Origin of the sequence: Stenotrophomonas indicatrix (assembly GCA_041545745.1) — a bacterium.
In the GTDB taxonomy this organism is placed as follows: domain Bacteria; phylum Pseudomonadota; class Gammaproteobacteria; order Xanthomonadales; family Xanthomonadaceae; genus Stenotrophomonas; species Stenotrophomonas indicatrix_A.
The window spans coordinates 1,360,466-1,385,756 of the sequence record CP168152.1 but is presented as its reverse complement, the minus strand read 5'-3'; the positions used below and the strand labels follow the sequence as shown (position 1 = coordinate 1,385,756).

22 protein-coding genes are annotated in these 25,291 nt (G+C 66.0%); 10 read left to right on the top strand and 12 right to left on the bottom strand.

Going from position 1 to position 25,291, the window contains the following annotated elements; all coding sequences use genetic code 11:
* Positions 1–659: 659 nt before the first annotated feature.
* Positions 660–3,083 carry a putative bifunctional diguanylate cyclase/phosphodiesterase gene (locus ACEF39_RS06305; protein ID WP_500287345.1) on the bottom strand — a complete coding sequence of 808 codons (2,424 nt, stop codon included), beginning with the start codon at positions 3,081–3,083 and terminating at the stop codon, positions 660–662.
* A gap of 188 nt (positions 3,084–3,271) precedes the next feature.
* A complete protein-coding gene (locus ACEF39_RS06300) occupies positions 3,272–5,200 on the bottom strand; it encodes a DEAD/DEAH box helicase (protein WP_500287344.1) in 1,929 nt (642 codons plus the stop codon).
* A gap of 269 nt (positions 5,201–5,469) precedes the next feature.
* On the opposite strand from ACEF39_RS06300, the gene ACEF39_RS06295 reads away from it, so the two are divergent.
* The gene (locus ACEF39_RS06295; protein ID WP_089239773.1) at positions 5,470–5,691 is read left to right on the top strand and encodes an RNA-binding S4 domain-containing protein; all 222 of its coding nucleotides are present in this window, start codon (positions 5,470–5,472) and stop codon (positions 5,689–5,691) included.
* Between the two features lie 15 nt (positions 5,692–5,706).
* Here the strand turns inward: ACEF39_RS06295 and ubiM are convergent, their stop codons facing one another.
* The 5 genes from ubiM to ACEF39_RS06270 form a co-directional block, all read right to left on the bottom strand.
* Positions 5,707–6,885: a 5-demethoxyubiquinol-8 5-hydroxylase UbiM gene (gene ubiM / locus ACEF39_RS06290; protein ID WP_500287343.1), complete on the bottom strand. Its 1,179-nt coding sequence runs from the start codon at positions 6,883–6,885 to the stop codon at positions 5,707–5,709.
* Between the two features lie 80 nt (positions 6,886–6,965).
* Positions 6,966–7,355, bottom strand: a complete 390-nt coding sequence (locus ACEF39_RS06285; RefSeq protein WP_500287342.1) for an MAPEG family protein — start codon at positions 7,353–7,355, stop codon at positions 6,966–6,968.
* Between the two features lie 208 nt (positions 7,356–7,563).
* Complete coding sequence (locus ACEF39_RS06280) at positions 7,564–8,007, bottom strand: SMI1/KNR4 family protein (protein ID WP_500287982.1); 444 nt, start codon at positions 8,005–8,007, stop codon at positions 7,564–7,566.
* 23 nt (positions 8,008–8,030) lie between these two features.
* Complete coding sequence (locus ACEF39_RS06275; protein WP_500287341.1) at positions 8,031–8,576, bottom strand: DUF4019 domain-containing protein; 546 nt, start codon at positions 8,574–8,576, stop codon at positions 8,031–8,033.
* Between the two features lie 58 nt (positions 8,577–8,634).
* A complete protein-coding gene (locus ACEF39_RS06270; protein ID WP_500287340.1) occupies positions 8,635–9,798 on the bottom strand; it encodes a COG3904 family protein in 1,164 nt (387 codons plus the stop codon).
* Between the two features lie 138 nt (positions 9,799–9,936).
* Between ACEF39_RS06270 and ACEF39_RS06265 the strand changes: the two genes are divergently transcribed.
* The 4 genes from ACEF39_RS06265 (at position 9,937) to ACEF39_RS06250 (ending at position 14,006) form a co-directional block, all read left to right on the top strand.
* Positions 9,937–10,083, top strand: a complete 147-nt coding sequence (locus ACEF39_RS06265; protein WP_500287339.1) for a hypothetical protein — start codon at positions 9,937–9,939, stop codon at positions 10,081–10,083.
* A gap of 215 nt (positions 10,084–10,298) precedes the next feature.
* A complete protein-coding gene (locus ACEF39_RS06260) occupies positions 10,299–11,777 on the top strand; it encodes a DNA-3-methyladenine glycosylase 2 family protein (RefSeq protein WP_191077520.1) in 1,479 nt (492 codons plus the stop codon).
* Positions 11,774–12,265 carry a methylated-DNA--[protein]-cysteine S-methyltransferase gene (locus tag ACEF39_RS06255; RefSeq protein ID WP_025877732.1) on the top strand — a complete coding sequence of 164 codons (492 nt, stop codon included), beginning with the start codon at positions 11,774–11,776 and terminating at the stop codon, positions 12,263–12,265. Before ACEF39_RS06260 ends, ACEF39_RS06255 begins: the two co-directional genes overlap by 4 nt.
* A gap of 481 nt (positions 12,266–12,746) precedes the next feature.
* On the top strand, positions 12,747–14,006 hold the full coding sequence (locus tag ACEF39_RS06250; RefSeq protein ID WP_500287338.1) for an alkaline phosphatase family protein: 1,260 nt from the start codon (positions 12,747–12,749) through the stop codon (positions 14,004–14,006).
* 83 nt (positions 14,007–14,089) lie between these two features.
* On the opposite strand, the gene ACEF39_RS06245 is transcribed toward ACEF39_RS06250, so the two are convergent.
* Both ACEF39_RS06245 and ACEF39_RS06240 read right to left on the bottom strand, forming a co-directional pair.
* Positions 14,090–14,272: a 30S ribosomal protein THX gene (locus ACEF39_RS06245; protein ID WP_025879339.1), complete on the bottom strand. Its 183-nt coding sequence runs from the start codon at positions 14,270–14,272 to the stop codon at positions 14,090–14,092.
* A gap of 110 nt (positions 14,273–14,382) precedes the next feature.
* The gene (locus ACEF39_RS06240; RefSeq protein WP_025879338.1) at positions 14,383–14,796 is read right to left on the bottom strand and encodes a MerC domain-containing protein; all 414 of its coding nucleotides are present in this window, start codon (positions 14,794–14,796) and stop codon (positions 14,383–14,385) included.
* A gap of 133 nt (positions 14,797–14,929) precedes the next feature.
* Between ACEF39_RS06240 and ACEF39_RS06235 the strand changes: the two genes are divergently transcribed.
* The 5 genes from ACEF39_RS06235 (at position 14,930) to ACEF39_RS06215 (ending at position 21,366) form a co-directional block, all read left to right on the top strand.
* Positions 14,930–17,128 carry a TonB-dependent receptor gene (locus tag ACEF39_RS06235; protein ID WP_500287337.1) on the top strand — a complete coding sequence of 733 codons (2,199 nt, stop codon included), beginning with the start codon at positions 14,930–14,932 and terminating at the stop codon, positions 17,126–17,128.
* Positions 17,129–17,296: 168 nt separating this feature from the next.
* Complete coding sequence (locus tag ACEF39_RS06230; RefSeq protein WP_500287336.1) at positions 17,297–17,734, top strand: hypothetical protein; 438 nt, start codon at positions 17,297–17,299, stop codon at positions 17,732–17,734.
* Between the two features lie 218 nt (positions 17,735–17,952).
* Positions 17,953–18,519: a TetR/AcrR family transcriptional regulator gene (locus ACEF39_RS06225; protein WP_500287335.1), complete on the top strand. Its 567-nt coding sequence runs from the start codon at positions 17,953–17,955 to the stop codon at positions 18,517–18,519.
* Complete coding sequence (locus tag ACEF39_RS06220) at positions 18,519–20,192, top strand: MFS transporter (RefSeq protein ID WP_500287334.1); 1,674 nt, start codon at positions 18,519–18,521, stop codon at positions 20,190–20,192. Before ACEF39_RS06225 ends, ACEF39_RS06220 begins: the two co-directional genes overlap by 1 nt.
* 10 nt (positions 20,193–20,202) lie before the next feature.
* Positions 20,203–21,366 (top strand): HlyD family secretion protein, encoded by a 1,164-nt coding sequence (locus ACEF39_RS06215; protein WP_500287333.1) that lies wholly within the window; start codon positions 20,203–20,205, stop codon positions 21,364–21,366.
* A 113-nt stretch (positions 21,367–21,479) separates the two neighbouring features.
* On the opposite strand, the gene ACEF39_RS06210 is transcribed toward ACEF39_RS06215, so the two are convergent.
* From ACEF39_RS06210 to ACEF39_RS06200, 3 genes are all read right to left on the bottom strand, one after another.
* Complete coding sequence (locus ACEF39_RS06210) at positions 21,480–21,965, bottom strand: Fur family transcriptional regulator (RefSeq protein WP_025879333.1); 486 nt, start codon at positions 21,963–21,965, stop codon at positions 21,480–21,482.
* Positions 21,966–21,999: 34 nt separating this feature from the next.
* Complete coding sequence (gene gltX / locus ACEF39_RS06205; protein ID WP_500287332.1) at positions 22,000–23,403, bottom strand: glutamate--tRNA ligase; 1,404 nt, start codon at positions 23,401–23,403, stop codon at positions 22,000–22,002.
* A 154-nt stretch (positions 23,404–23,557) separates the two neighbouring features.
* Entirely contained in the window at positions 23,558–25,120 is a 1,563-nt protein-coding gene (locus ACEF39_RS06200; protein ID WP_500287981.1) for a M28 family metallopeptidase, read from the bottom strand.
* Positions 25,121–25,291 lie beyond the last annotated feature (171 nt).

Below are 25,291 nucleotides of genomic sequence, written 5' to 3'. Positions count from 1 at the left end.
GATGTGTAGACCAAAGTGGTGAGGGTGTTGGCCGGGCTGCCGCCCGGCGCCCGCAGAGGCCGGAGCAACGGCAACAGCGAAAGCGGCTACCGAGGTGGGCGGGGCGGTATGGGCAGGCAGGACACGCCGTAAACCCGTCCATGGGGGCTCGATGGCGCCATCCATGGCGCCAACGGTCCTGCCTGCCCATACCGCCCCACCCCTGACAGCGTCCTGGCGTCTGCTGGATCCCCGTCATGCGTGGATGAAACTCCATCGAAATCGAATATTTCGATAATTGGACGAAGAGCATCCACGCATGGCGTGGATCTACGTGTCGACCAAGGTCGACACCCACCAGGAGCAGGCCAGGCCATTCCGACAGATCGCGCAGATCTGTCGAAGGCGGGGTGGGTCCGGTTGTGGGGGCGTGAGCGCCTGGATGGCGCGACCGAGCTTACAGGGGTGAGGGCGTTTTGCTTGCGAAGCACTGCTTCGCAAGCGCCCGAACGCACAGCCGCCAGCGGCTGGGCCGGGCCCCGGAGGGGGACTTGCGGCGTCCCCCGCAACCGGACCCACCCCGCCATCCCACGGAATGCAGCTGTTGCTGTTGCTGTTGAGGTTGCCGGCCAGCGGCCGGCACTACAGCGGGTGCCGGGCGCCGCCCGGCCGCAACACCTTCAGCCGGCAGCCGATGGCCCCTGCGTGCCGGCCAACCGCATCGGCCGCAGGTCGGCCAGGGTCAGCCGTTCCAGCGGCTGCGGCCGTTCAATGGCATAGCCCTGCAGGCCCTGCACGCCCATCCCGGCCAGCGCCTCGGCAACCTCTATGGTCTCCACCCACTCGGCCACCACCTCCATCTGCAGTTCGCGGCCCAGCTCGCTGATCGCGCGCACGCTGGCACGACTGACCGGATCGGTGTCCATGTCGCGCACGAAGGCTCCATCGATCTTCAGCATGTCCGCCGGCAGCTGCCGCAGATAGCCGAACGAGGACAGGCCCGAGCCGAAATCATCCAGCGCCACCCGGCATCCGCGCGCCTTGACCGCGTCGATGAAGGCCCGTGCCTGGCTCAGGTTGCCGATCGCTGCGGTTTCGGTGATCTCGAAACAGAGCTTGGACGCCAGTGCGCGGTTGCGCTCCAGCAGGTCGCAGACGAACGCCAGGAATCCCGGCTCGGCGATCGACTGGGCCGACACATTGACGTTGCACAGGCCCAGCAGGCGTACGTGTGCCGGGCACACCTGCAGGTGGCGGAACAGTAGGCCGAGCACGTGCCGGTCCAGCACCACCGCCATGCCATAGCGTTCCACCGCTGGCATGAACTGGCCTGGAAGGTGCAGCACGCCATCGCTGTCACGCATGCGCACCAGCACTTCGTAGTGCAGGTAGGACGGATCACCCACCTTGGCGATGCGCTGCGCATACAACAGCATCCGGTTCTCGGCCATGGCACGGCTGACCCGCTGCAGGCGCTCGGCCTCCAACCGCCGTTCCTCCAGGGCCAACCGGTTCTCGTTGAAGCAATGCACGCGGTTGCGACCGGCCTGCTTGGCTGCATAGCAGGCACTGTCGGCGGCGCTCATCAACCAGTTCGCGTCCGGCGCCTCGGCCGTCACTTCGACCACGCCCACGCTGCAGCTCAGCTGCGGACTGCCTTCGCTGATCGGGAACGTGGCTTGGCCCAGGTTGCGGATCAGCCGCTGCAGCACGCGCTTGGCTTCATCCTGGTTGGCGCGGGCGAGGAACACCGCGAACTCGTCTGCGCCCAGGCGGCCGACCCAGTCGCCGTCACGCACCGCACCGACCAGGTACTCGGCGAAGCTGCGCAGCATCTGGTCGCCGGCTGCGTGGCCGAAGCTGTCGTTGACCAGCTTGAAGTGGTCCAGGTTGATATAGCCGAGTGCGTGGGTTCCACCGTCGGAGCGGACCTGCAGCAGGGATTTTTCCAGCAGACGCTCGATCTCGCGGCGATTGATCAGGCCGGTCAGTGGGTCATGGCTGGCGTGGTGCTCTATCTCGCGCGCCAGGGCATGGTTCTGGCTGACATCCTCGACGATGGCGAACACCGACAGGCCACCGCTGGCGGTGCGCACGCCGGTACCACTCCAGCGTCCCCACACCAGGCTGCCGTCGCGACGCCGGAAGCGCAGTTCGCCCGGTCGCAGTTGGCGATCCCAATCGATTCGGCCACCGCCATCGATCACCAGCTCGCCCTCCATCAGCAGCTCCGCCAGCGACATCTGCAGCAGCACGTCACGGCGATGGTCGAGGATATCGGCCATCGCCTGGTTGGCCTCCACTATTCGGCCAGCGGCATCCAGCTTGAGCATGCCGACGTTGGCCTGGTAGAAGGCGGCCCGGAAGCGGCTCTCGTGCTCGGTAAGGTCCTTGCCGACCCGGCGCGCCAAGGCCACCGCCATCAGGCTGATCAGCAGGACCGACAGGCCGCCCACGGCCAGGGTCGCGATGCGCACCGCGTGGGCCATGCGCAGCAGCGCCTGCGAGAACGCCTGCGCCTGCTCCCGCAATTGATGGTCGATGCGACGCAACCGGTGCAGGTATTCGTCCACGGTCGCCTCGTCCAGCGGTCCCGAACCATGGCGGCGTTGCAGCTCCTCCGACAACGCCTGCAGGGCCAACAGGTCCGCGTCGGTCTGCCGCCACAACCCGGTGGCCTCGCGGAAGGCACCGACATCGCGCGCATGGCGGAACGAGAAGATCAGCCTTGGAATATCAGCGCGGGCGTTACCGCCACGCAGGAAGCCGGCCCGCGCTATCGCCTCGTCCGGTTCGGGTTGCTCCAGCGCTTTGCGAGCCTGCAGATCACCCAGCGGAACCTGCAGTGCCCGTTGGGCATCGTGCAGATCCTGCAGATGGCCACGTGCCAGGTAACGGCTGAGCGCTGCGGTGGCGTCCTGCTGCCCCCTCGACCAGTAGCCCTGCCCTGCGATCCACGCGGTCGATGCCGCCTGCAGCTCCTGGATCACGGCCGACAGCGCGACCAGTCCGATCGCCATGCCCGTCAACAGCGCAAAACGCAGTCCCAGCCCGCGGGTCATCGGTACCCGTCGGCGCTGCTGGTCCCTGCCACTTCTACCCATCCTGGATCCCCCGAATGTGCTGCGGTGACAATCTCCTACGGAACCGCGCCAGCCTAGAACCGGTGATGTGTGGGCCATGCGAAACCGGACCTGGCCGGTGACCGGCAGGTCGGAGCGAGCATGCCTGACATTGCACAAAAGACAACGCCAACCCGGAGGCTGGCGTTGTTCATCTACTTCAGCGCGGCCTAGAAGCTGCGCGGGCCGCGCGGCTTGTTGAAGCCATCACGACGCGGCGGACGGCTGTCACGGTCGCCGCCGGGGCCACCCGGACCACTGCGACGCGGACCGCCCGGGCCACCCGGACCGCCCGGACCACGCTTGTCGAAGCGCGGCTTGAACGGACGCGGCGCCGGATTGACCTCTTCACCGGCCGCCAACGGGCGCATCTGCAGCTGCTGGCCGGACACCCACACCTTCTGCAGGTGGGTCAGCACGTCCGACGGCATCTGTGCCGGCAGATCCAGCAGCGAGAAGTCGTCGTGGATGTCGATGCGACCGATGAAGCGGCTTTCCAGACCAGCTTCGTTGGCGATGGCGCCGACGATGTTGGCCGGCTTCACGCCATGCTGGTGGCCGACCGAGATGCGGTAGGTCTCCATGCCCTGCTCCGGCGCACCGCGCGGCGGCACGTCACGGCGCGGACGCTGCTCGAAGCCACCTTCGGCATCGTCACGACGCGGACCACGCTCGAAGCGCGGGCCGCGCTCGTTGCGGTCGCCACGTTCCGGGCGCTCAGTGCGCTCGAAACGCTCACGCGGCGCGCGCTCTTCGCGCGGTGCGCGCACCGGCGGCTGCAGCAGGAACGGGGTATCGCCCTGCATCATCTTGGCCAGTGCGGCGGCCACTTCGATGGCCGGCACGTTCTGCTCGGCCTCGAAGCGCTCCAGCAGCTGGCGGTAGAAGTCCAGGCCGCCCTGGCCCAGGGTCTCGGTGATGCGCGAGGTGAACTTGTTGATGCGGTTGTCGTTGACCGCTTCCACGCTCGGCAGCTGCATTTCTTCGATCGGCTGGCGGGTCGCGCGCTCGATCTGGCGCAGCATGCCCTTTTCGCGCGGGGTGGCGAACAGGATCGCTTCACCGCTACGGCCGGCACGACCGGTACGGCCGATACGGTGCACGTAGCTTTCGGTGTCGTACGGGATGTCGTAGTTCAGCACGTGGCTGATGCGCTCCACGTCCAGGCCACGGGCAGCCACGTCGGTGGCGACCAGGATGTCCAGCTTGCCTTCCTTCAGCATGGCGATGGTGCGCTCACGCTGGGCCTGCTGCATGTCACCGTTGATGGCGGCAGCGGCCAGGCCACGGGCCTGCAGCTTGCTGGCCAGTTCCTCGGTGCCGGCCTTGGTGCGCGCGAAGACGATCATCGCGTCGAACGGCTCGACTTCCAGGATGCGGGTCAGCGCGTCCAGCTTGTGCATGCCGCTCACCCACCAGTAGCGCTGGCGGATGTTGGCCGAGGTGGTGGTCTTGGTCGCGATGGTGACTTCGACCGGGTCCTTCAGGTAGGTCTGCGCGATGCGACGGATGGCCGGCGGCATGGTGGCCGAGAACAGCGCCACCTGGCGCTTCTCCGGCAGCTTCTTCAGCACCGCTTCGACGTCGTCGATGAAGCCCATGCGCAGCATTTCATCGGCTTCGTCCAGCACCAGCGTCTTCAGCTCGGACAGGTCAAGCGTGCTGCGGTTCAGATGGTCGATGACGCGGCCGGGGGTACCGACCACGATGTGCACACCGCGGCGCAGGGCCGTCAGCTGCTGGCCGTACGGCTGGCCGCCGTACACCGGCAACACGCGGAAGCCGGGGATCTTCGAGGAATAGGACTGGAACGCCTCGGCAACCTGGATGGCCAGCTCACGGGTCGGTGCCAGCACCAGGGCCTGCGGCTTGATCTGCTGCAGGTCGATGTTGGACAGCACCGGCAGCGCGAAGGCTGCGGTCTTGCCGGTACCGGTCTGGGCCTGGCCCAGCACGTCGCGGCCTTCCAGCATCGCCGGGATGGTGGCAGCCTGGATCGGCGACGGCGTTTCGTAGCCGATGGCAGTGACAGCCTGCATGACGGAATCGGACAGGCCGAGCTGCGCGAACTGCAGCTGCGCTTGGGTTTCTTGGGACATGGGGAACTCCGAAGGCACTGCCACGAGCATGGCAGGCGAAAAAAGGGGGATTCCGCGCTTTGGGCGCCCTTCTTATCGCGTGCCCTGGCGCTGCTCGGTTGAAGCTGAGGTTTCACTCGCTCAGAGCGGAATGATACCGCACTGTTCCTGAACATGGTGTACAGGAACACCACCGGCATGCCGTTACGGCCCGCCGTGGCGCACAATGAGCGCCCATTCTACCGCTGCAGGCCCTGCCCTGCAGCGCCAGCCCCAGGAAACCCCGTTCCATGCAGATCCTCGAATTCGACCTCGACGGCGACTACGTCGAACTCAAGCAGTTGCTGAAGCTGGCCGACCTGGTCACCAGCGGCGGCGAGGCCAAGATGGTCATCAGCGAAGGCCTAGTGCTGGTCGATGGCGAGGTCGAGCTGCGCAAGGCCTGCAAGATCCGCGCAGGCCAGGTGGTCGAGTTCAACGACAGCCAGATCCGGGTGCTGGCCGCCGTTTGAGTCACCGCGCGGCCGTCAGGCCACGCGCTGGGTCAGGTGGGCGGCAATCAGCTGCCGGAACGGCGCCACTCCCTGCGCCACACGCAACCCGGCAGCACGCAACAGACGCGCCGGCCGGCGGTCGTCGGTATACAGGCTGGCAATCGCATTGGTCGCTTCATACAGCGGCCGCGCCGCCAGCCGATGTCCGCGCTGGTAGCTGCCCAGCACGCCGGCGGCGGCGATGTCCGCCCCGCGCCGCTGCTGCTCGGCGATGCCCTGCGCCAGCCGCTGCGCACTGGCCAGGCCCAGGTTGAAACCATGCGCGGTGACCGGGTGCATGCCCACCGCTGCATCGCCGATCAGAGCCGAACGTTCGCCCACGAAGCGGTGCGCATATACCCCGACAAGGGGATAAGCCTGCGGCGTCGCCACCGGCTGCATGCGCCCCAGCCGATGCTCGAAGAAACCGCTGATGGCGTCCCCGAACGCAATCTCATCCATCGCCAGCAGTTCTTCGATCTGCCGCGGCGGCAGGGTGATCACCGCCGATGCCTGGCCTTCGTTGAGCGGCAGCAGCGCCATCGTGCGGCCATAGCCGAACCACTCCCACGCCGTGTGGTGATGATCGCGCTCGACCTGCATCCTGCAGACCAGCATCGACTTGCCGAAGTCACGCATCTGCGCACCGATGCCAAGCATGCGGCGGGTGCCGGAGAAGCGGCTGTCGGCGCACACCAGCAGGCGCGCGTGCAGTTCGCTGCCATCATCCAGGCGCACCACGTGGCCCTGGCTGTCGGCGCGCACCGCTTGCACCTTGCGACCATCGAACAGCTCCAGCCCGTCCTGGCCCTGCACTGTCTGCCAGGCCGCGCGGCGGATCAGATGGTTGGGCACCAGCCAGCCCAGCGGCTGGCCGTCGACCTGGCTGCTGGCGAAGGTCAGCGCGAATGGCGACCCGCCGTTCATCACCCGCGCATCGCGCAGCTCGGCAACCTCGGTCTCGGGCAGGCGTTGCCACAGGCCAAGCCGTTCCAGGCTCTGCCGCGACGCATGGGTCAGGGCGATTTCACGGCCATCGAAGGCGGCCTCGGCCAAGGCCTGGCGCGGCTGCGCCTCGACCAGCCCGACCTGCAGGCCGGTAGCAGCCAGTGCGCGCGCAAAGCACAACCCGGCCGGCCCGGCACCGACCACCACCACGTCCATCCTGCGCATGCGCGCCTCCTGCCGTTGATCCAGTCGCGGCCAGCATAGCGCTGCGTGCCTGACCGGCCTTGATCTGGATCAGCTGCGCGTCACAGCAGCGCGCACACCAGCGCCAGGATTGCCACGATGGATACCAGCCAGACCAGGCTGCGCACATAGGGCACGCCGGCCGCATACAGCGGCAGGTACACCACACGTGCCCAGAAGTAGATCTGTGCCGCCAGCGCGGTGGTGTCGCTGCCCCGCCCGGCCACCACCACCGCAATCGCAGCGGCGGCGAAGAACGGGAAGGTCTCGAAGAAGTTGGATTGCGCCCGCTGCAGCCTGCCTGCCAGCGGGCTCAGCGGCTTGGACGAGTCGTCGCGTGCCGAGGCGTTCCATTTCATCCCGCGCTCGCGGGTGACCACAGTGGAGGCGGCGAAGATGTAGACGAAACCCAGCAGCATCGCCCACGCCAGCATCGTCAGTTCAGTTGCCATTTGCTCATCCACGGGGCGACAGGTTGATCGGAGAATCCTCAATTACTTCGATTCATTACGCAGACTGCTGATAATTCGGTTCCAGTAGCGCACAGCCTCAAAGTGCTGCTGTCTCGTCAACCACGTTTTATTCTCAGGACGGACCGGATCACCGCCAACGATAACGGGTTCAATCTCGAACAACTCCATGCCTCCAGGACGCGAATTCTTATTCAAGCCAATCATCCTGTTCTGCCAGATGAGCAAACAGATCGGGAATATCCCTCGCTACCGAGATCGCATGCTGACGATCCATACCTATGAAAGGAACCCGAACTACCGACATCGCTACATCCAATGTGTCAAAACCATACCCCTCGCCTCCGCCGCTGGAAGCGATCAAAAATATGCCTGGCGCATATGTATCGACCTCATATTCACGATTGAAATCGACCACCTCTTCTGCCTTCCAGAAAATTATGTAGTTATCGCCAATGAATCCTTCGCCACCGTCGTGCGTCTTAAGGAATTCAATGTAACTCTCAGGAAGTGCCACTCCCAATTGTGTTGACAGACCATCAACAGCCGAAATTTCAGCCGAACGATTGAGCTGCCCCTCCGTTAGATGATATTTCACAGCTATTTTCCTAAGCTTTTCTGCAATTGGCTCCACCAAGGAGTTACTGCTGCCGATCCTCAGGGTGCCGACGCACGCAGGCTGTAACCGGCCAGGCGCCAGGTCTGGTCTTCGTCGAAGCGGAACGACACCAGCTCGCGGACCGGCTGCGCGCTGTTGGCGAAACGGGTCGGGAAGCTGACGTTGATGTACAGGCCCTCGGGCACGGCAGCACCTGCAGCGTATTTCACGCGGGTGATGGTCGGCTGGCCACGCCCGGCCAGCGCACCCAGGCGCGTGCGGTCTGCCGCAAGCTGGCTGACGAAGGCCGCCTTGGGCACCGCGCGACGGGCAACAGCCGAGGCGCCGTCCCACAACTCACCCGCCCGATTGGCGTCGACCAGTTGCGCGGCCTTCAATGCGGCGCTGCCCATTTCCGCGTCCTGTTTCTGCACCTGCGCCTGCTGGGCAGCACTCAGCACGGGCGTGGCAGCGGTCGCCGGTTTCGCGGCCGCCGGGGTGCTCGGCGCGGGGCGCGCCGGGGCCGGCGCGGGCGTGGCCGGTGCAGGCGCTTGCGCCAGTGCAGCCAGGGGCAACAGGGACAGCAGCAGGAGCACGCGCTTCATGGACACCGCCGGTTCGATTGAAAGAACCGCAGTCTACGCCAGCGCAGTGAGCGGACCGTCAGCGCGCCCGGACGCTGCCTTCCACCGCACCAGCCTCGGCCTGCGCCGCCGGTGCCGCCGATGTCGGGGGCAGCTGCTCGGCCACCGGTGGCTGCTCCGGCGGTGCCGGCGGCAGCGTGGCCACGTCGATCTCCGACAGCGGGCTTTCCTCCGGGCATACCGGATCGGGGAAGCCGAAGCGCTGTTTCAGCGACTGGCCACAGCTGTTGATCGATTCCATGTCGGCGCCGTCGCGCTTGCACTGCTGGTCGAAGGCCACCAGGAACGCATCCTTGCGCTGCACGAAGTCGTCGCCGCAGGCACGCATCTGCTTGATCCGCTCAAGGTCATCCTGCACCGCGTTGGTGCCGTCCAGGCCGTATTGGCGAAGCTCTTCGGCCGTCAACAGGCGCAGACTGCGGTTGGGCACGGTCATCATCAGGTCGGCCACGCCCACCGCCACGCCATTGCGCTGCAGGTAGTCCTTCACGTTGTCATAGACCTCGTGCAGTTCGCGGTTGAGTTCAGCGCGCGACGTGGCCTTGGAACTGATGCGCATCATGCGGTGGATGCCGACCTTGCCGGTCAGCAGGCGGTTGTCGCCGGCAGCCAGTACGAACACGCAGGCGCTGTGGCAGATCGAGCCCTCGCGCACCCAGATGGTCCAGCCGGATTCGCCGATGCTGTCGCCGGCAACGATGGCCGATTCCACCTGGCCACCGCTGGAATCCAGGTCGAGGATGCGCTTGTGGATCTGCAGTTCGTCGGCCACCACGGCCAGCCGCCACATCATCTCGGCAAACCCGGGGTTGATCTTGCCGTTGTAGCGCACCCGCAGCAGCCCACGCTCGGCACACGGCGCCAGGGCCTGCTTCAGCTGTTCGCGCTGCAGGCCTTCCAGTTCAACACCATCGCCGCCGTCGCCGGCGTAATCGGTGGTGCAGCTGACCCAGGCCTTGCCGTTTTCCAGCTGCGCCTGCGGCCAAGGCCGATCAGCCCGGCTGCGTGCCGGTGCCGGCGGCGGCGGCGCATCGGCGGCATTGATCGACACCATGTTCTCGCCATCGCTGGCCGGGGCACGCGTAGCCTTGTCTGCGGCAGTGACGTTGCCGGGGTTCTCCAACTGAGTGCAGCCCGCCAGGGCCAGGCACAACAGGGGCAACCAGCGGAATTTGGCGGACATCGGGCAACCGGATTTCGGACAGGTAAGAACCACAGTCTACCTGCCCATGGCGCGCATTCAGCGCGCGCCACTGAACCTCTTCTGACCCTCTGACCCTGTCATTTCCCGTTCCAGCGTCGTCCCACATCCCATCCACGCATGGCGCAGATCTACGTGTCGACCAAGGTCGACACCCACCAGAAGCAGCGGGAAGTCGACGCCCATCAGAAGCAGTGGGAAGTCGGCACCCACCAACAGCAGCGTGAAACTGTCAAAGGCGGGGTGGGTCCGGTTGCAGGGGCGTGAGCGCCATGGATGGCGCGACCGAGCTTACAGGGACGTACTTGCAGCGTCCCCTGCAACCGGACCCACCCCGCCATCCCAGGGATCGCCCGCTGTTGCTGTTGCTGCTGAGGTTGCCGTTGCCTCTGCGGGTGCCGGGCGCAGCCCGGCCGACCTCCCCCAGCATCCATGTCCGAATATGGCGAGTACTGTCCCCCGGACGCGCCTAGACTGGCGCCATGGATACCGCACTCGCCCTCGACACTGCCGCCTGCGATCGCGCCCGCCTGGCCCGTGATGCGCGCTTCGACGGCGTGTTCTTCACCGCCGTGCGCAGCACCGGCATCTACTGCCGGCCAGTGTGCCCGGCGCCGCCACCGAAGCCGCGCAACATCACCTATTACCCCACGGCTGCTGCCGCCGCTTCGGCCGGCTATCGTCCCTGCCTGCGCTGCCGACCCGAACTGGCCCCGCTGGCACAACAGGCGCTGGCCGGACAGGCCGTGCAGCGCGCCCTCGCTTTGATCCATGCGGGCTTCCTGCAGGACCAGCCGGTGGCCGACCTGGCTGGGAAGATCGGCCTCAGCGCACGCCAGCTGCAACGCCTGTTCGTCGAACGGTTGGGGGCAACGCCAGGCCAGATCCACGCAACCCATCGCCTGCTGCTGGCCAAGCAGCTGCTGACCGAAACCACGCTGCCGGTGACCGATGTGGCGCTGGCCGCCGGTTACAACAGCCTGCGCCGCTTCAACACGGCATTCCTGCAGGGCTGCGGTATGGCGCCTACTGTACTGCGCCGCCAACACCATCCACTGGCCGCCGACGATGGCGGGCTGGTGCTGCGCCTGGGCTATCGACCGCCGCTGGATTTCCCGCGGATGCTGTCGTTCCTGCGCAAGCGCAGCCTGCCCGGCATCGAGCTGATCGGTGAAGACAGTTACCAGCGCGTACTGGGCACAGCCGAGCGCCCCACGCTACTGCGGGTCACCGCCGACCCGAAGCGGCCCGAGCTGCGCCTGCAGCTGGGCGCGGTCGACCCGCGCCTGATTCCGGACATCGTGCGCCGCGTGCGTCGCGTGTTCGACCTGGACGCCGACCTGCAGCAGGTGCACGCAGCACTGGGCAATGAACCCCTGCTGGCACGAGGCATTGACGAGCGCCCCGGCCTGCGCGTACCAGGCGGCTGGGACGGCTTCGAGGTGGGCGTACGCGCGGTGCTGGGCCAACAGGTCAGCGTGGCGGCGGCAACCACGTTCGCGCGCCGGCTGGTCGATGCCTACGGTGCGCACCTGCCCGGCATGCCGTCTGAATTCGACCGTCAATTTCCAGCACCGGACGTGCTTGCCGAAGCCCCACTGGAATCGATCGGCCTGCCACGCAGCCGCGCCGCCACCGTGCGCGCCCTCGCTGCGGCCTGCGCCAGCGGCCAGCTGGACTTCGGGCCGGGCCAGGCACTGGAGGATTTCGTCGCGCGCTGCGTGGCACTGCCTGGCATCGGCCCGTGGACGGCGCAGTACATTGCCCTGCGCGGGCTCGGCCAGCCTGATGCCTTCCCCGCCGGTGATCTGGTGTTGCAGCAGGTGCTGGGCCACGCACAGGGCCAGCGCCTCAGCGAACGCGCCACCGAAGCGCGTTCGCAATCGTGGCGCCCATGGCGCGCCTATGCCGTGCTGCATCTGTGGCACCTGTCCGGCACTTTCGTTGGAGAACCCTCATGAACCTGTTGTTCGATCGCTTCGACACACCGATCGGTGAACTGACCATCGCCGGGGATGAGAATGGCCTGGCCCACGTTCTGTTCCCGGAAAACCGCCATCCTGCGCGCGGCCGCGAGCACTGGCATTACGCGCCCGGCGCATTGCCGGAGGCGCGCGAACAGTTGCTGCAGTACCTGCACGGTGAGCGCAGCGGTTTCGACCTGGCGCTGGCACCGCATGGCACGCCGTTCCAGCTGCGCGTCTGGCATGCGCTGGCGTTGATTCCCTTCGGCCAGACCTGGAGCTACCTGCAGCTGGCGCAGCAGTTGGGTCAGCCTACGGCGACCCGTGCAGTCGGCGCGGCCAATGGCCGCAATCCGTTGCCGATCGTGCTGCCCTGCCATCGCGTGATCGGCAGCAACGGTACGTTGACGGGCTTCGGTGGTGGACTGGAAACCAAGGCGGCCTTGTTGCGGCTGGAGCAGCGGCAGGCGCCGTTGTTTGCATGAGGGTTGGAGGCAGGGCTGCGCCCTGCACCCGCTACAAGCCAGAGCAACATCAACGTCAACATCAACGTCCAAAGCGGGCTATCCGTGGGTGGTCGGGGCGGTGTCGGATTGCGGGGTCGCCGCAAGTACGTCCTTGTAGGCTTGGCCGCGGCATCCATGCCGCGGACACCCCGCAATCCGACACCGCCCCGCCTTCGACAGGTTCCCGGTGACGGTTTGATTCGTTCCGGTAGATCCACGCCATGCGTGGATGGAAGCATCCGTAATCTGTCTGGAGAAAAGCCCCCTTGTTGTTCAAGGGGGCGCGCCAAAGGCGCGGGGATAAGGTGAAATGCGTGGACACGCCAGCACGCCAACGGCGGGATGGCGTGTTCAAGGGGGCGCGCCAAGGGCGGGGGGATAAGGTGGAATGCGCGGACACGTGGCGCCCAAGGGCGCCACGTGTCTTTGGTACGTCATCGCCACGGATTATCATGGGCGGATGACATCCGTACGCCTGACCTGCACGCTGGCGCTGCTGCTGCCCCTGGCCGCCTGCACCACTACGCCTTCGCCATCGACAATCGCCGCGGCAAGCGGCACGAGCGCGACCCCGACCTCGCCGCCGAAGCTGCTGCTGATCTCCATCGACGGACTGCGCGCCGATGCGCTGGATCGCGGCCTCACCCCGAACCTGCAGCGGATCATCGACGGTGGCGTGCGTGCTCGATGGATGACGCCCTCCTATCCGTCACTCACCTTCCCCAACCACTACACGCTGGTCACCGGCCTGCGTCCGGACCACCACGGCATCATCAACAACAGCATGGACGACGCTGCGTTGGGGCGCTTCGCGCTGCACGACCGCACTGCGGTGATGACCAGCGGATGGTGGGGCGGCGAACCAATCTGGGTGGGGGCCGAGAAGGTCGGCGTGCGCACCGCCACCACGTCATGGCCCGGCAGCGAAGCCGAGATCCAGGGCACACGGCCCAGCCAGTGGCGCATGTACGATGCCAAGGAACCGCTGGAACAGCGTGCGCAGACGGTGCTCGACTGGCTGTCGCAGACCGATGCCGATGCGCCTCGCCTGACCACGCTGTACATGGAGCACGTGGACAAGGCCGGCCACAACTTTGGGCCGGACTCCAGGCAGTACACCGATGCGATCATGCAAGCCGACCGGATCATCGGCCAGGTGCTCGATGGCTTGCAACAGCAGGGCCTGGCCGATACCACCAACGTGATTGTGGTCTCCGACCATGGCATGGCGTCGGTGCCGGAGGGCCAGGTGATCGCCCTCGAATCGATGGTTGATCCCAGCATCGCGCGCAACGTCAGCCCGGGCCAGTCGGTCGGCTTCGCGCCGGTGGCGGGACGTGAGGCAGAGGCCGAGCGCGCGCTGCTCGGCCGTCATGCTCACTACGAATGCTGGAAGAAGGAAAACCTGCCGGCGCGCTGGCACTACGGCACCCATCCGCGCGTGCCGGCAATCGTCTGCCAGATGGATGAGGGCTGGGACGCGCTGACACGCGAGAAGATCGCAAAGCGCGAGCACGTCGAGCGCGGCTCGCATGGTTACGACAACGCGTTGCCGTCAATGCGCGCGGTGTTCGTGGCCCATGGCCCTTCATTCCGGCAAGGCCTGGTGATCGACGGTTTCGACAACGTCGACGTCTACCCGCTGCTGGCGCACCTGCTGCAGGTGCCGGAAGCGGCCAACGATGGCAACGCGCAGACGCTGCAGAAAACCCTGCGCTGATCGCGGCCTTACGCCCTGACCGAAGAGCAAAAAAAAACGCGGCGCCGAGCGCCGCGTTTTCTTTGGACCGGTCGGTCGGCGGATCAGCCGGCCTTGGCCACTGCCTTCTTGGCCACAGCCTTCTTCGCCGGAGCCTTGGCCACGGTCTTCTTGGCAACCGGGGCGGCGGCGCCTACAGCGACCTTGCTCGCGGTGTGCGAACGGGCGTTGCCGTAGCTGGCGTTGTAGCGCTTGCCCTTGGCGGTCTTGCGGTCACCCTTACCCATGTCTTCAACTCCTCAAATGTGAAATCTGGTTACCCCGTACTGACACGGGTTCGGCGGGGCCGCCTTGCTGGGCGCCCCCGCGCACGATCGGAAAGCCTACCACGGAGCACCTAGTGCGCGCAGCTGGCGTCATGTACGTGTCCGTGATTCAGGCGCAGATTGACCAGATGCGCGATGCCGACCAGCAGCCCGCCCAGTGTCATCACCACCGCATGCGGCACTGCGTTGTGGTGCAGCGGGTCGTACAGCACGCCGGCCCACAACGCGACCAGGCCAGGAATCAGGAACGCCAGCGCACGCAGCGCACCGTGCCGCCGGTAACCCCAGACCAGGCTGAACAAGCCCAGCAGGGTCACGAACACCACCAGCGCTTTTTCCACACCATCACTGAGCCAGAAAGACAGACCCAGCGAGGGGGCAGCGGCCAACAGCAGCGGAATCACCGCGCAGTGCACCGCGCACAGCATCGAACCGGTGGCGCCGAAGCGATCGAGCAGGTGGCGCAGACGTGAGGGCAAAGGCATGACTTCCAGCAGGGCGGCGAATCGTTATGGAATAATATAACATTGATCCCCGACCCGCACGGTTTCCCTCTCCCTGTCCCGCCGACGGGATTCGTGCGCCACCCGATTGATACATTGTAACAAAGGACCGCCCATGCCCTCCCACCACCCTCGTTTCAAGCCGCATTCCCTGGCCCTGGCGCTTGCTGCACTGCTGCCCTCCGTCGCCTTTGCGGCCTCCGACGATGATTCGCATCGTGACCGCCACCTGACCGAACTGTCCTCGGTGCAGGTCACGGCATCGCCGCTGCAGGGTGATGCCGAATCGCTGGCGCGCCCGGTTGAAGTGCTGGCCGGTGAGCGCTTGGACGAGCAGAAGGCCGGCACCCTCGGCGACACCGTCGCCAAGCTGCCCGGCGTGCAGAGCACCTTCTTCGGCCCCGGTGTCGGCCGCCCGATCATCCGCGGCCAGGAAGGCCCGCGCGTGGCCGTGCTGTCCAACGGCATGGGCAACATGGATGCCTCCACCGTCAGCGCCGACCACGCCACCAGCATCGAGCCGTTCCTGGCCGACCAGATCGAAGTGCTGAAAGGCCCTGCGACCCTGTTGTTCGGCAGCGGCGCGATCGGCGGCGCAGTGAACGTGGTCGATGGCCGCATCGCGCGCGAACTGCCGGACCGTCCGCTCAGCGGCCGCGCCGAACTGCGCGGCAACTCGGTCAACGACGAGCGCAGCGGCATGTTCCGCCTTGACGGCGTGAGCGGCAACGTCGTGCTGCATGTGGATGGCCTGGTCCGCAACGGCGACGACTTCCGCATACCCGGCTACGCGGTGATCGACGGCCTGGAAGAGCATCACGATGACCACGACCACGCGGGCGAGGAAGGCGAAGAGCCGCGTCGCGGCCGCCTGGACAACAGTTCCATCCGGACCCGCGCCGGCGGCGTCGGCGCCACCTGGCTGGGCGAAGGTGGCTACTTCGGCGTCTCTGCCAGCACCTACCGCACCAACTACGGCATTCCCAACGGCGCCCATGTGCACGCCGACGGCGATGACCACGACCATGGTCACGACCATGACCATGGCGAGGAGGAGGAAGGTGAAGAGCATGACGTGCGCATCGACATGGTGCAGAACCGCTTCGAGACCAAGGCCGGTATCTACAACCCGGTGTCGTTCCTGAAGAACGTCAACGCGCGCGTGGCCTACACCGACTACGAACACGTGGAACTGGAAGCCGGCACGCCGTCCACGCGCTTCACCAACCGCGGCATCGAAGGCCGCCTGGAAGCGGTGCAGCAGCAGATCGGCGGCTGGGACGGCGCCTTCGGCCTGCAGGTCGGCAACAGCGATTTCGGCGCAAAGGGTGAAGAAGCCTTCGTGCCGGATACCGGCACCAAGAACATCGGCGTGTTCGTGCTGCAGGAAAAGCAGTTCGGCCCGTTCAAGCTGGAACTGGGCGGTCGCCACGACCAGGTCAAGCTGGACCCGACCGGCGACTACCAGCGCCGTAAGTTCGATGCCACCAACCTGTCGGCCGCCGGCATCTGGAAGCTCAACGATGCCGTCGACCTGCGCATCGGCGTGGACAGCTCCGAGCGCGCGCCGACCAATGAAGAGCTGTACGCCGCCGGTGCACACATCGCCACCCGTTCGCTGGAAATCGGTGATGCCAACCTGAAGACCGAGCGCGGCCAGCGCATCGAACTGGGCATCCACACCCACAGCGAACGCCTCGATTTCTCCGCCGCGATCTATCAGACCAAGTTCAAGGACTTCATCTACCTGGCTGACACCGGCGTGACCGAGAGCCTGCCGGTGCGTGCCTGGACCCAGCAGGACGCGGTGTTCAAGGGCGCCGAGGCCGAAGCGCTGGTGCACCTGTTCGAAGGCGGTGCCGGCGATTGGGACCTGCGCGTGTTCGGCGACTACGTGCAGGCCAAGCTGGACGGCAACGGCAGCCGTACTCTGGACATCGCCGTGCCACACGGTGACCACAACCACAACTACAGCGTGGAACTGGCCAACACCGGTTACCTGCCGCGCATCGCCCCGGCCCGTGTCGGCGCCGACCTGCGCTGGGCGAAGGACGGCTGGCGTGCCTCGGTCGGTGCGGTGCGTTACAGCCGGCAGAAGGACGTTGCGCAGAACGAGGAGCCGAGCAACGGCTACACCCTGGTCGACGCGCACCTGGCCTACCGCTGGGACCGCAGCGACAGCAACAGCTACGAGCTGTTCCTGGACGGCAGCAACCTGACCAACCGCGAAGTGCGTCCGCACACCTCGCTGTTGAAGGATTACTCGCCGCTGCCGGGTCGTGGTGTCGCTTTCGGGATCCGCGCGTTCTTCTGATCGATACACATCATTGAGATGTAGCTGGAGGGGGCCGAATGGCCCCCTCTTTTGTCGTATGTGGCCTGCACTTGTGAAATCACCCCGTCGCCACGGCATCACTTTCTACCCTTTGCCTAAACTCTTTCAGAATTCGATTTAGCAAACGAACTGAAGGAGGCTTTCAACATGGGCTTGAGTCTTGGCACCGATCTGGAGGCGCGTTTCCTCGCCGTAGCCCAGCGCGGAAGGACTGCTTGGCTGGCCGGTGATATTGCGGAGGCGGAGCATCGTTTCCTTGAAAGCTGGGACATGATTCCGGAGCCGAAATCCGCGTATGACTACGGCCAGATCATCTCGTACGGAATGGCGGTGTTCTATCGTGACACCGCCCAGTTTGAGAAGGCCAGAGAGTGGGCGATGGTCGCCAGAGGCATCTATGGAGAGGGAGAAACCGCGAGCGTGTCCATGGACGAACTCGCCGCTACCATTCACTTCGAATCGGGAGACTTGGAAGAGGCTTACGTCCTGTTCGAGCCGCACTACAGGAAGTACGGACGTCGTGTCTTTGAGGGCCACAAGAAGGAGTTCATCGCTTTCATCAAGAGCAGGAAGAAGCCTCGATGAGTGGAACAGCCAGCCACTAGCCAGATCCACTCTGCGCAAGCTTTTCATCCACGCATGGCGTGGATCTACTGAATGCTGAGGAGCCGGTCGAGCTTCCGTCTTCGATCCGGCAGGGTCCATCACGCATCCGTCACAAAGATGTGCGTACGACAACAAGCGGACAATCCCGTCGCCATCTGTCTCTCGCCATCCGGACATTTGTGTCCGAAAATGAAGCCATGACCACCCAACGTGCCGATGCCGCTGCCCGCCGAGCCCTCATCCTCGATGCCGCCGACCATGTGTTCGGCCAACATGGCGTTACCGCGCCGCTGGACCTGGTGGTGGAGCGCGCCGAAGTCGGCCGCGCCACCCTGTACCGCAATTTCCCAGACCGTACGGCGCTGATCCAGGCGCTGCTGCAGCGCACGGTCGACCGCATCCGCCGCCAGGTCGAGCAGCTTGGCGGCCGCGACGATGCGCTGTTCGAGGTGTTCGAAGGCATGGCCCAGCGCATCGTCGATTCGCCTGCACTGGCCGATTACTGGCGCGCGGTTGATTCGGACGTGCCGGCCATGCGCACCGCACGCGAGACCGTGCGTGACCTGCTGGAAGCGCCCATCGCCCGCGCCAAGGCCGCTGGCCTGTGCCGGCCCGACCTGGAGAAGACGGATATTTCACTGATCTCGGGCATGCTGGGTGCGGCCCTGCGCGGCAAGACCCGCGATGAGCGCGCCCAGCTGGCCGGGCGTGCCCTGCAGCTGTTGCGCGGGGGACTCCAGGGAGCAGCCAGCGGGGAACGCTGATGGTGCAGCCGTACCTCAAGCCGGTTCCGGATTGGGAGGAGCACGAGAAGCCGACCATGCCCGGTTCGGCATCGATGCCGTGGCACCCGCCCTATCGGCGCGCAGCCTATGCACTGGTGTCGCTGCTGGTGGCCATCACCGGTGGCCTCGGCAATGCGCTGGTGACGGCCAACCTGCCCTTCCTGCAGGGGCAACTGGCGCTCACCCCCACCCAGGGAAGCTGGCTGGTGGCTGCCTACGCCATGGTCAACGTGACCGCCAACCTGCTGGCCTTCAAGTTCCGCCAGCAGTACGGCATCCGCCTGTTCGCCGAGATCGGCCTGGGGCTGTATGCGGCGCTGGCAGTGCTGCACCTGTTCGTCGGCAGCTTCGAGACCACCATGCTGACCCGCGCCGCCAGCGGTTTCGCCGGCGCGGCATGTTCGACACTGGGTACGCTGTACATGCTGCAGGCACTGCCGCGGCGTTTCACCGGCAACCTGCTGGTGGTCGGCGTTGGCCTGTCGCAACTGGCGGTGCCGATTGCCTGGATCGTTTCGCCCGGTCTGGTCGATACCGGCCAATGGCACCAGCTGTATTCGTTCGAAGCGGGGCTGGCGCTGTGCGCGTTTGCCGCCGTGGTCGTGCTGAAGCTGCCACCGGGCATCCAGGTCAAGGCGTTCGAACCGCTGGACTTCCTCACCTTCGTCCTGCTCGCGCCTGCCGTCGCCCTGCTGGTGATCGTGCTCGCGCAGGGCTACACGCGCTGGTGGTTGAACACGCCGTGGCTGGGCTGGGCGCTGATCGCCTCCATCGCGCTGACCACCACCGCGCTGATCATCGAACACTACCGGCGCAATCCGCTGCTGCAGATCCGTTGGCTGTCGACCCTGCCGGTGATGCACTTCATCGTCGGCGCCTTCCTGATCCGCTTCCTGACCACCGAACAGTCCTACGGCGTGGTCAACCTGATGCGCACGTTGGGCATGGGGCCGGACCAGATGCGGCCGCTGTTCGTGGTGATCCTCGCCGGCGTGGTGACTGGCATCGCCGGCGCAGCGATCACCTTCGGCCCGAAGCGGCTGATCGCGCAGCTGCTGATGGCGATCCTGCTGCTGGGCGCGGCCGCGTTCTTCGACCAGCACCGCACCAGCATGGATCGACCACACGATTTCTACGTCAGCCAGTTCCTGGCCTCGGTGGGCGCCGGCATGTTCATGGGCCCGCTGATCATGCTGGGCATTTCCGCCGCGCTGAAACAGGGTGTGGACCACATGATCACCTTCCTGGTGACCTTGTCGATCACGCAGACGCTGGGCGGACTGGCTGGCTCGGCAGTGCTGGGAACGTTCCAGCTGCATCGCGAACAGCTGTATTCCAGCGCATTGACCAGCCAGCTCGATCCGGCCGACCCGGTGGTGGCGCAGCGCCTGCGCATCCAGCAGCAGCTGTACGCAGCGCAGATCACCGACCCGGTGCTGCGCAGCGCACAGGGCAGCGCGCAGCTGGCGCAGACCACCCGCCGCGAAGCCAACGTGCGTGGCTTCAATGATGTGTTCACCCTGAGCGGCTGGCTGGCGATCGGCTTCCTGTGCTGGTTGCTGCTGCTGTCGCTGCGTACCGCCGTGCGCAAACAATGGCGCAAGCGCCATCCTTCCTCCCCCGCTGCGGCTGCGACCGCGGCACCGCGCTGAGTCCACCGTCATGCCTCCCGTCCCGCCCCGTCCAGACGACAACGACGCTGCCGAGAACGTCACCCCGCCACCGCCCACCGATGCGGCGCCTGCGGCGACGCCTGCCGCACCCGCCGCCGCACCGAAGTACCTGAAACCGAGTTCGCGCAGCGTGGTGGTGATGGTGGTGGTGGCTCTGCTGGGCATCGCGCTGATCCTGCGCGCGTGGCATCTGTGGCCGTTCACCAGCAGCGTGATGGTGACCGACAATGCGTACGTACGTGGTCAGATCACGGTGATGGCGCCGCAGGTGAACGGTTACGTGACCGATGTGCTGGTGAAGGATTTCCAGCACGTGAAGCAGGGCGAGCCGCTGCTGCGCATCGACGACCGCATCTATGCGCAGCGGGTGGCGCAGGCGCAGGCCACACTGGACAGCGCGCGCGCGGCCTTGGCCAATTCGGACCAGTCGCAGGCGCAGAACCGCGCGCAGATCGCTGCGGCACGGGCCACGCTGTCGGCCGGCCAGGCCGAGCTGCAGCGCTCGCGCAACGAGGCCAAGCGCTACGAGGAACTGGCAGCGCAGCAGCTGGTGTCGATCAACGACCGCGACAAGTTCCGCACCAGCCGGGCATCGGCACAGGCCAGCGTGCAGCAGTCGCAGGCGCAGATCCGCATCGCTGAAGAAACCCTGGTCTCGACCCAGGTCTCGCGCAAGAGCCTGGAAGCGCAGGTGGAAAGTGCGCAGGCACAGCTTGAGCTCGCCCGCATCGACCTGGCCAATACGGTGATCCATGCGCCGCGCGATGGGCAGATCAGCGAGGCGAGCGTGCGCGTGGGGCAGTACGTGGCCGCCGGTTCGCAGCTGCTGTTCCTGGTGCCCGATGCATTGTGGGTGGTGGCCAACTACAAGGAAGGCCAGACCTGGCAGATGAAGATCGGGCAGCCCGCCTCGTTCTCGGTGGATGCGTTCCAGGGCCAGGTGCTGCGTGGACGGGTGGAAGAGATTGCCCCGGCCACCGGATCGGAGTTCAGCGTGCTGCGCCCGGACAATGCCAGCGGCAATTTCACCAAGGTGGTGCAGCGGTTGCCGGTGCGGATCTCGATCAACGGGGAGCAGCAGCTGGCGGCGCGGTTGCGGCCGGGCATGTCGGTAATCGTGAGGGTGGATACTGCGAGCAAGCCGATGGACTAGGGCGTCGGCCCGGTGGAGTCGAGCCATGCTCGGGGTCAGATCCCTTTGCCAGAGGCAAAGGGATCTGACCACAATCCCGGGGATACCGGCCAGCGGTCGGCACTACCCTCGCATCAACCTGCGCAGCGGGCGCAGAGTCCGTGTACTTCCAGCGTCTGTGCCTGCGGTTGGAAGCCGAGTTCCTTGGCCCGCTTCTCCAGCTGGGTCACGATCTCGCGGTCTTCCAGTTCCACCGCGCTGTGGCAGCTGTTGCAGATCAGGAACGGCACCGAATGGGCCGCACTGCTGGGATGGTGGCAGGCCACGAAGGCATTGACCGACTCCAGCTTGTGCACGAAGCCATTGGCCATGAGGAAGTCGAGCGCGCGGTACACGGTGGGCGGGGCGTCAGCGCCCACACCCTTGCCGTTGCGCACCCACTCCAGCAGCTCGTAGGCCTTGACCGGCTTGCCGGCCTCGGCGATCAGCTTGAGCACGTTGGCGCGGATGGGGGTCAGGCGCAGCCCGCGCTCACGCGAGACACGCTCGACCACCGCCACGAAATCCGAAGCGTCGTGGACATGGTGGTGCGGGGCCGTACAGGCGGTTTTGGCGGACATGCGCGTTCTCCAGTTCGGGCGTGGGCCGGTGGGCTCAGGCCGTTGCTACCTTGGTGATGGCCACATCGATGCGTTTCAAGGCCTGCTCGCGGCCGGCCAAGTACACGGTATGGGAAATGTCAGGGCTGACCTGGGTGCCGGTGATGGCCACGCGCAGCGGCTGGGCGACCTTGCCCATGCCCATTTCCAGCGCCGCGGCTGCATCGTGCAGGGCCACGCCAACGGCCTCGGCGGTCCACTCCGGCAGGGCTGCCAGCAGTTCACGCGCCTTGCCCAGCGCCACCTCGGCACCGGCCTTGAAGTGCTTGGCCACGGCGGCGGCGTCATACTCGGTCAGCGGCTGGTACCAGACTGCGGCGCTCTCGGCCATGTCCTTCAGGGTCTGCACGCGATCACGCAGGGCGACCACCACGTCTTCCGGCGCCGGGCCCGCGGCCACGTCCAGGCCCAGCTTCTGCAGCTGGTAGACCAGGTGCGGGGCGACCGCAGCCGGGGCTTCGCTCTTCAGGAACTGCTGGTTGACCCAGCCCAGCTTGGCCATGTCCAAGCGCGAGGCCTTGGAATTGCAGTCCTTCACATCGAACAGGTCGATCAGTTCCTGGCGGCTGAACAGCTCCTGGTCGCCGTGCGACCAGCCCAGCCGGGCCAGGTAGCTCAGCAGTGCATCAGGCAGGTAGCCGGCGTCCTTGTACTGCATCACGTCGGCCGCGCCGGTGCGCTTGGACAGCTTGGCGCCCTGCTCGTCCAGGATCATCGGCATGTGGCCGAACTTCGGCACCGGTGCGCCGATGCCTTCGTACAGGTTGATCTGGCGCGGGGTGTTGTTGATGTGGTCGTCGCCACGGATGACTTCGGAGATTTTCATGTCCCAGTCGTCCACCACCACCGCGAAGTTGTAGGTGGGGTAGCCGTCCGGACGGAAGATCACCATGTCATCCAGCTCGCTGTTGGCGATCTCGATGCGGCCCTTGATCAGGTCATCGAACACCACCGTGCCTTCAAGCGGATTCTTGAAGCGGATGACGCGGTTCGGGTCGTCCCTGTACGGCAGGCCCTGCTCGCGCGCGGCGCCGTTGTAGCGCGGCTTTTCCTGCCTGGCCATCGCGGCCTCGCGCATGGCGTCCAGCTCTTCGCGGGTCTCGTAGGCGTAGTACGCCTTGCCGTCGGCAATCAGCTGTTCGGCCACTTCCTTGTACCGGGCAACGCGCTCGGTCTGGTAGAACGGGCCTTCGTCGTAGTCCAGGCCCAGCCACTCCATCGCCTCCAGGATGGCGTCGATCGCGCCCTGGGTGCTGCGTTCCCGATCGGTGTCCTCGATGCGCAGCACGAACTCGCCGCCACGATGACGGGCCTCCAGCCAGCAGTACAGCGCAGTGCGGGCGCCACCGATATGCAGGTAGCCGGTGGGACTGGGGGCGAAGCGGGTGCGGCAGGTCATGGAGGGCTCGAGGAACGGGTATCCCCCGATTTTACCAGCCCTCCGCCCCCTGCGGAAAAAGGGGACGGAGGGGATTAAGTCGCGATTCCCCCGCTCCTGCGGGGACACTCGGGCAACAGAGGGGAAATACGACTTAATCCCCTCCGTCCCCTTTTCACGGTTGCGGCTCGGGCTTGCGCGGGAACGGCTGCTCGCGCATGGCGGCGTGGTAGGCAAAGGAGGCGACGATGGCGGCGGCCTGCTTCAGGTCTTCCGGTTCCGCGTGGTCCCAGGTGTCCAGGTGGCTGTGGTGGACGTTGCTGAAATAGTCCAGCTTGTCCTGGATGAACTGGAAGCCCGGCAGGCCGATGCGGTCGAAGCTGATGTGGTCGGTGCTGCCGGTATTGCGGGTGGCCACGGTGGTTGCACCCACGTCATGGAACGGGGCGAGCCAGGCTTCGAAGATCGGCATGGCCGCCAGGTTTTCCTGTGCGTAGATGCCACGGAAACGGCCCGAGCCGTTGTCCATGTTGAAGTAGACCTGGAACCTGCCGTAGTCACGGGTCTTCTGCAGGGCACCGGTCGGTTCGCGCAGCGAGGCAGGCAGCGACTTCTGCGCCGGGTCGGTCGGCTCGGGGAATCGACCGAAGTGCTTGGCCACGTACGCCTGCGAACCGATCAGTCCCTGCTCCTCGCCACTCCACAGTGCAACCCGGATCGTGCGCTTGGGCTTGGCGCCGCTGGCCTTGAGGATGCGCATGGCCTCCATCATCACCGCCACGCCGGCCGCGTTGTCGGCCGCGCCGGTGCCGCTGTGCCAGGAATCCAGGTGCGCGCCGATCATCACCACTTCGTCGGGCCTGCTGCTGCCACGGATCTCGGCCAGCGTGTTGTAGCCGGGCTGGTCGGCCTCGTCGGTGAAGCGTGCGGCCACATCCACGCGCAGGCGCACGCTCTGCTTGGCTTCCAGCGCACGTACCAGCGGATTGAAGTGCTCGGCGATCATCGCCAGTTCGGGAATGCCGACCGACTCGCCGGCCTTGCGCGAGCCGCCACCGGCCACGCGGATGATGCCGTTGTCCCAGCTGCTGATGCTGATCGAGGCCAGCGCGCCTTCCTCGACGAAGAACGCGTTGACCTTCGCCGCCAGCGCCTGCTTCTCCTGGTATTCCTTGACCCGCTTGGCGCGGTCGGCGGCCACGTCCTTGTCCTTGGGCAGGGTGAACTCCTGCAGGCCTTCCAGCGAGGTGGCGTCGTGCCGGTGCGAATCGGCATCGGTGCCACGCTTGTATTCGCGTGCCTCGCCCAGCAGCAGGATCTTGCCACGCAGCTTGCCGCGATATTTCTCGATGTCCTCAGGCTTCTTGATGTCCACCTGCAACAGCTCGCCCTCGACCGGGCCCTTGGTGCCCGGGGTCCACGCCTTGGGCAGGGCATGCAGTGGCTGCACGCGATCGCCCAGCATCTCTACGCTGGCCGACGTGAATTCCCAGCCACGGCCGAATTCGTCGAAGGCTTCGTCATGCACATTGTCCAGCTTCCATTCGTTGAACTTGCCTCGGGTCCAGGCATTGGCCCGCCCCATCGCCGGCGAATTGGTCAGGCGCGGCCCGATGCGTTCGGTGAGGTAGCCGAAGGTGTCCATCACCTGCGATTTGTGGAACGCCTGCTGGCGGATCTTGCCGACCATGTCCAGGTCCACCGGCTCGCGCTGCTGCGCCACCGCGTTGCCACCCATCGCCAGCGCTACTGCCAGCACGCCCCACTTCAGCCCGCTCCACGTCAACACGCCGCACCCCTGCCCTTCGGCTCGATCATCAACCGGTCGAGTCTAGCCAGCCGTGGCGCCCAGCCCCCGTCCCATCGGTCATGGGCATCTGGTAGATCCACGCCATGCGTGGATGGGGTC

What these genes read in the sequence shown, in the direction of transcription:
- ACEF39_RS06305 (WP_500287345.1), bottom strand. Translation starts at nt 3,083, where the DNA reads ATGGGTAGAAGTGGCAGGGACCAGCAGCGCCGACGGGTACCGATGACC.
- ACEF39_RS06300 (WP_500287344.1), bottom strand. Translation starts at nt 5,200, where the DNA reads ATGTCCCAAGAAACCCAAGCGCAGCTGCAGTTCGCGCAGCTCGGCCTG.
- ACEF39_RS06295 (WP_089239773.1), top strand. Translation starts at nt 5,470, where the DNA reads ATGCAGATCCTCGAATTCGACCTCGACGGCGACTACGTCGAACTCAAG.
- ubiM (WP_500287343.1), bottom strand. Translation starts at nt 6,885, where the DNA reads ATGCGCAGGATGGACGTGGTGGTGGTCGGTGCCGGGCCGGCCGGGTTG.
- ACEF39_RS06285 (WP_500287342.1), bottom strand. Translation starts at nt 7,355, where the DNA reads ATGGCAACTGAACTGACGATGCTGGCGTGGGCGATGCTGCTGGGTTTC.
- ACEF39_RS06275 (WP_500287341.1), bottom strand. Translation starts at nt 8,576, where the DNA reads ATGAAGCGCGTGCTCCTGCTGCTGTCCCTGTTGCCCCTGGCTGCACTG.
- ACEF39_RS06270 (WP_500287340.1), bottom strand. Translation starts at nt 9,798, where the DNA reads ATGTCCGCCAAATTCCGCTGGTTGCCCCTGTTGTGCCTGGCCCTGGCG.
- ACEF39_RS06265 (WP_500287339.1), top strand. Translation starts at nt 9,937, where the DNA reads ATGGCGCAGATCTACGTGTCGACCAAGGTCGACACCCACCAGAAGCAG.
- ACEF39_RS06260 (WP_191077520.1), top strand. Translation starts at nt 10,299, where the DNA reads ATGGATACCGCACTCGCCCTCGACACTGCCGCCTGCGATCGCGCCCGC.
- ACEF39_RS06255 (WP_025877732.1), top strand. Translation starts at nt 11,774, where the DNA reads ATGAACCTGTTGTTCGATCGCTTCGACACACCGATCGGTGAACTGACC.
- ACEF39_RS06250 (WP_500287338.1), top strand. Translation starts at nt 12,747, where the DNA reads ATGACATCCGTACGCCTGACCTGCACGCTGGCGCTGCTGCTGCCCCTG.
- ACEF39_RS06245 (WP_025879339.1), bottom strand. Translation starts at nt 14,272, where the DNA reads ATGGGTAAGGGTGACCGCAAGACCGCCAAGGGCAAGCGCTACAACGCC.
- ACEF39_RS06240 (WP_025879338.1), bottom strand. Translation starts at nt 14,796, where the DNA reads ATGCCTTTGCCCTCACGTCTGCGCCACCTGCTCGATCGCTTCGGCGCC.
- ACEF39_RS06235 (WP_500287337.1), top strand. Translation starts at nt 14,930, where the DNA reads ATGCCCTCCCACCACCCTCGTTTCAAGCCGCATTCCCTGGCCCTGGCG.
- ACEF39_RS06230 (WP_500287336.1), top strand. Translation starts at nt 17,297, where the DNA reads ATGGGCTTGAGTCTTGGCACCGATCTGGAGGCGCGTTTCCTCGCCGTA.
- ACEF39_RS06225 (WP_500287335.1), top strand. Translation starts at nt 17,953, where the DNA reads ATGACCACCCAACGTGCCGATGCCGCTGCCCGCCGAGCCCTCATCCTC.
- ACEF39_RS06220 (WP_500287334.1), top strand. Translation starts at nt 18,519, where the DNA reads ATGGTGCAGCCGTACCTCAAGCCGGTTCCGGATTGGGAGGAGCACGAG.
- ACEF39_RS06215 (WP_500287333.1), top strand. Translation starts at nt 20,203, where the DNA reads ATGCCTCCCGTCCCGCCCCGTCCAGACGACAACGACGCTGCCGAGAAC.
- ACEF39_RS06210 (WP_025879333.1), bottom strand. Translation starts at nt 21,965, where the DNA reads ATGTCCGCCAAAACCGCCTGTACGGCCCCGCACCACCATGTCCACGAC.
- gltX (WP_500287332.1), bottom strand. Translation starts at nt 23,403, where the DNA reads ATGACCTGCCGCACCCGCTTCGCCCCCAGTCCCACCGGCTACCTGCAT.
- ACEF39_RS06200 (WP_500287981.1), bottom strand. Translation starts at nt 25,120, where the DNA reads ATGGGTGGCAACGCGGTGGCGCAGCAGCGCGAGCCGGTGGACCTGGAC.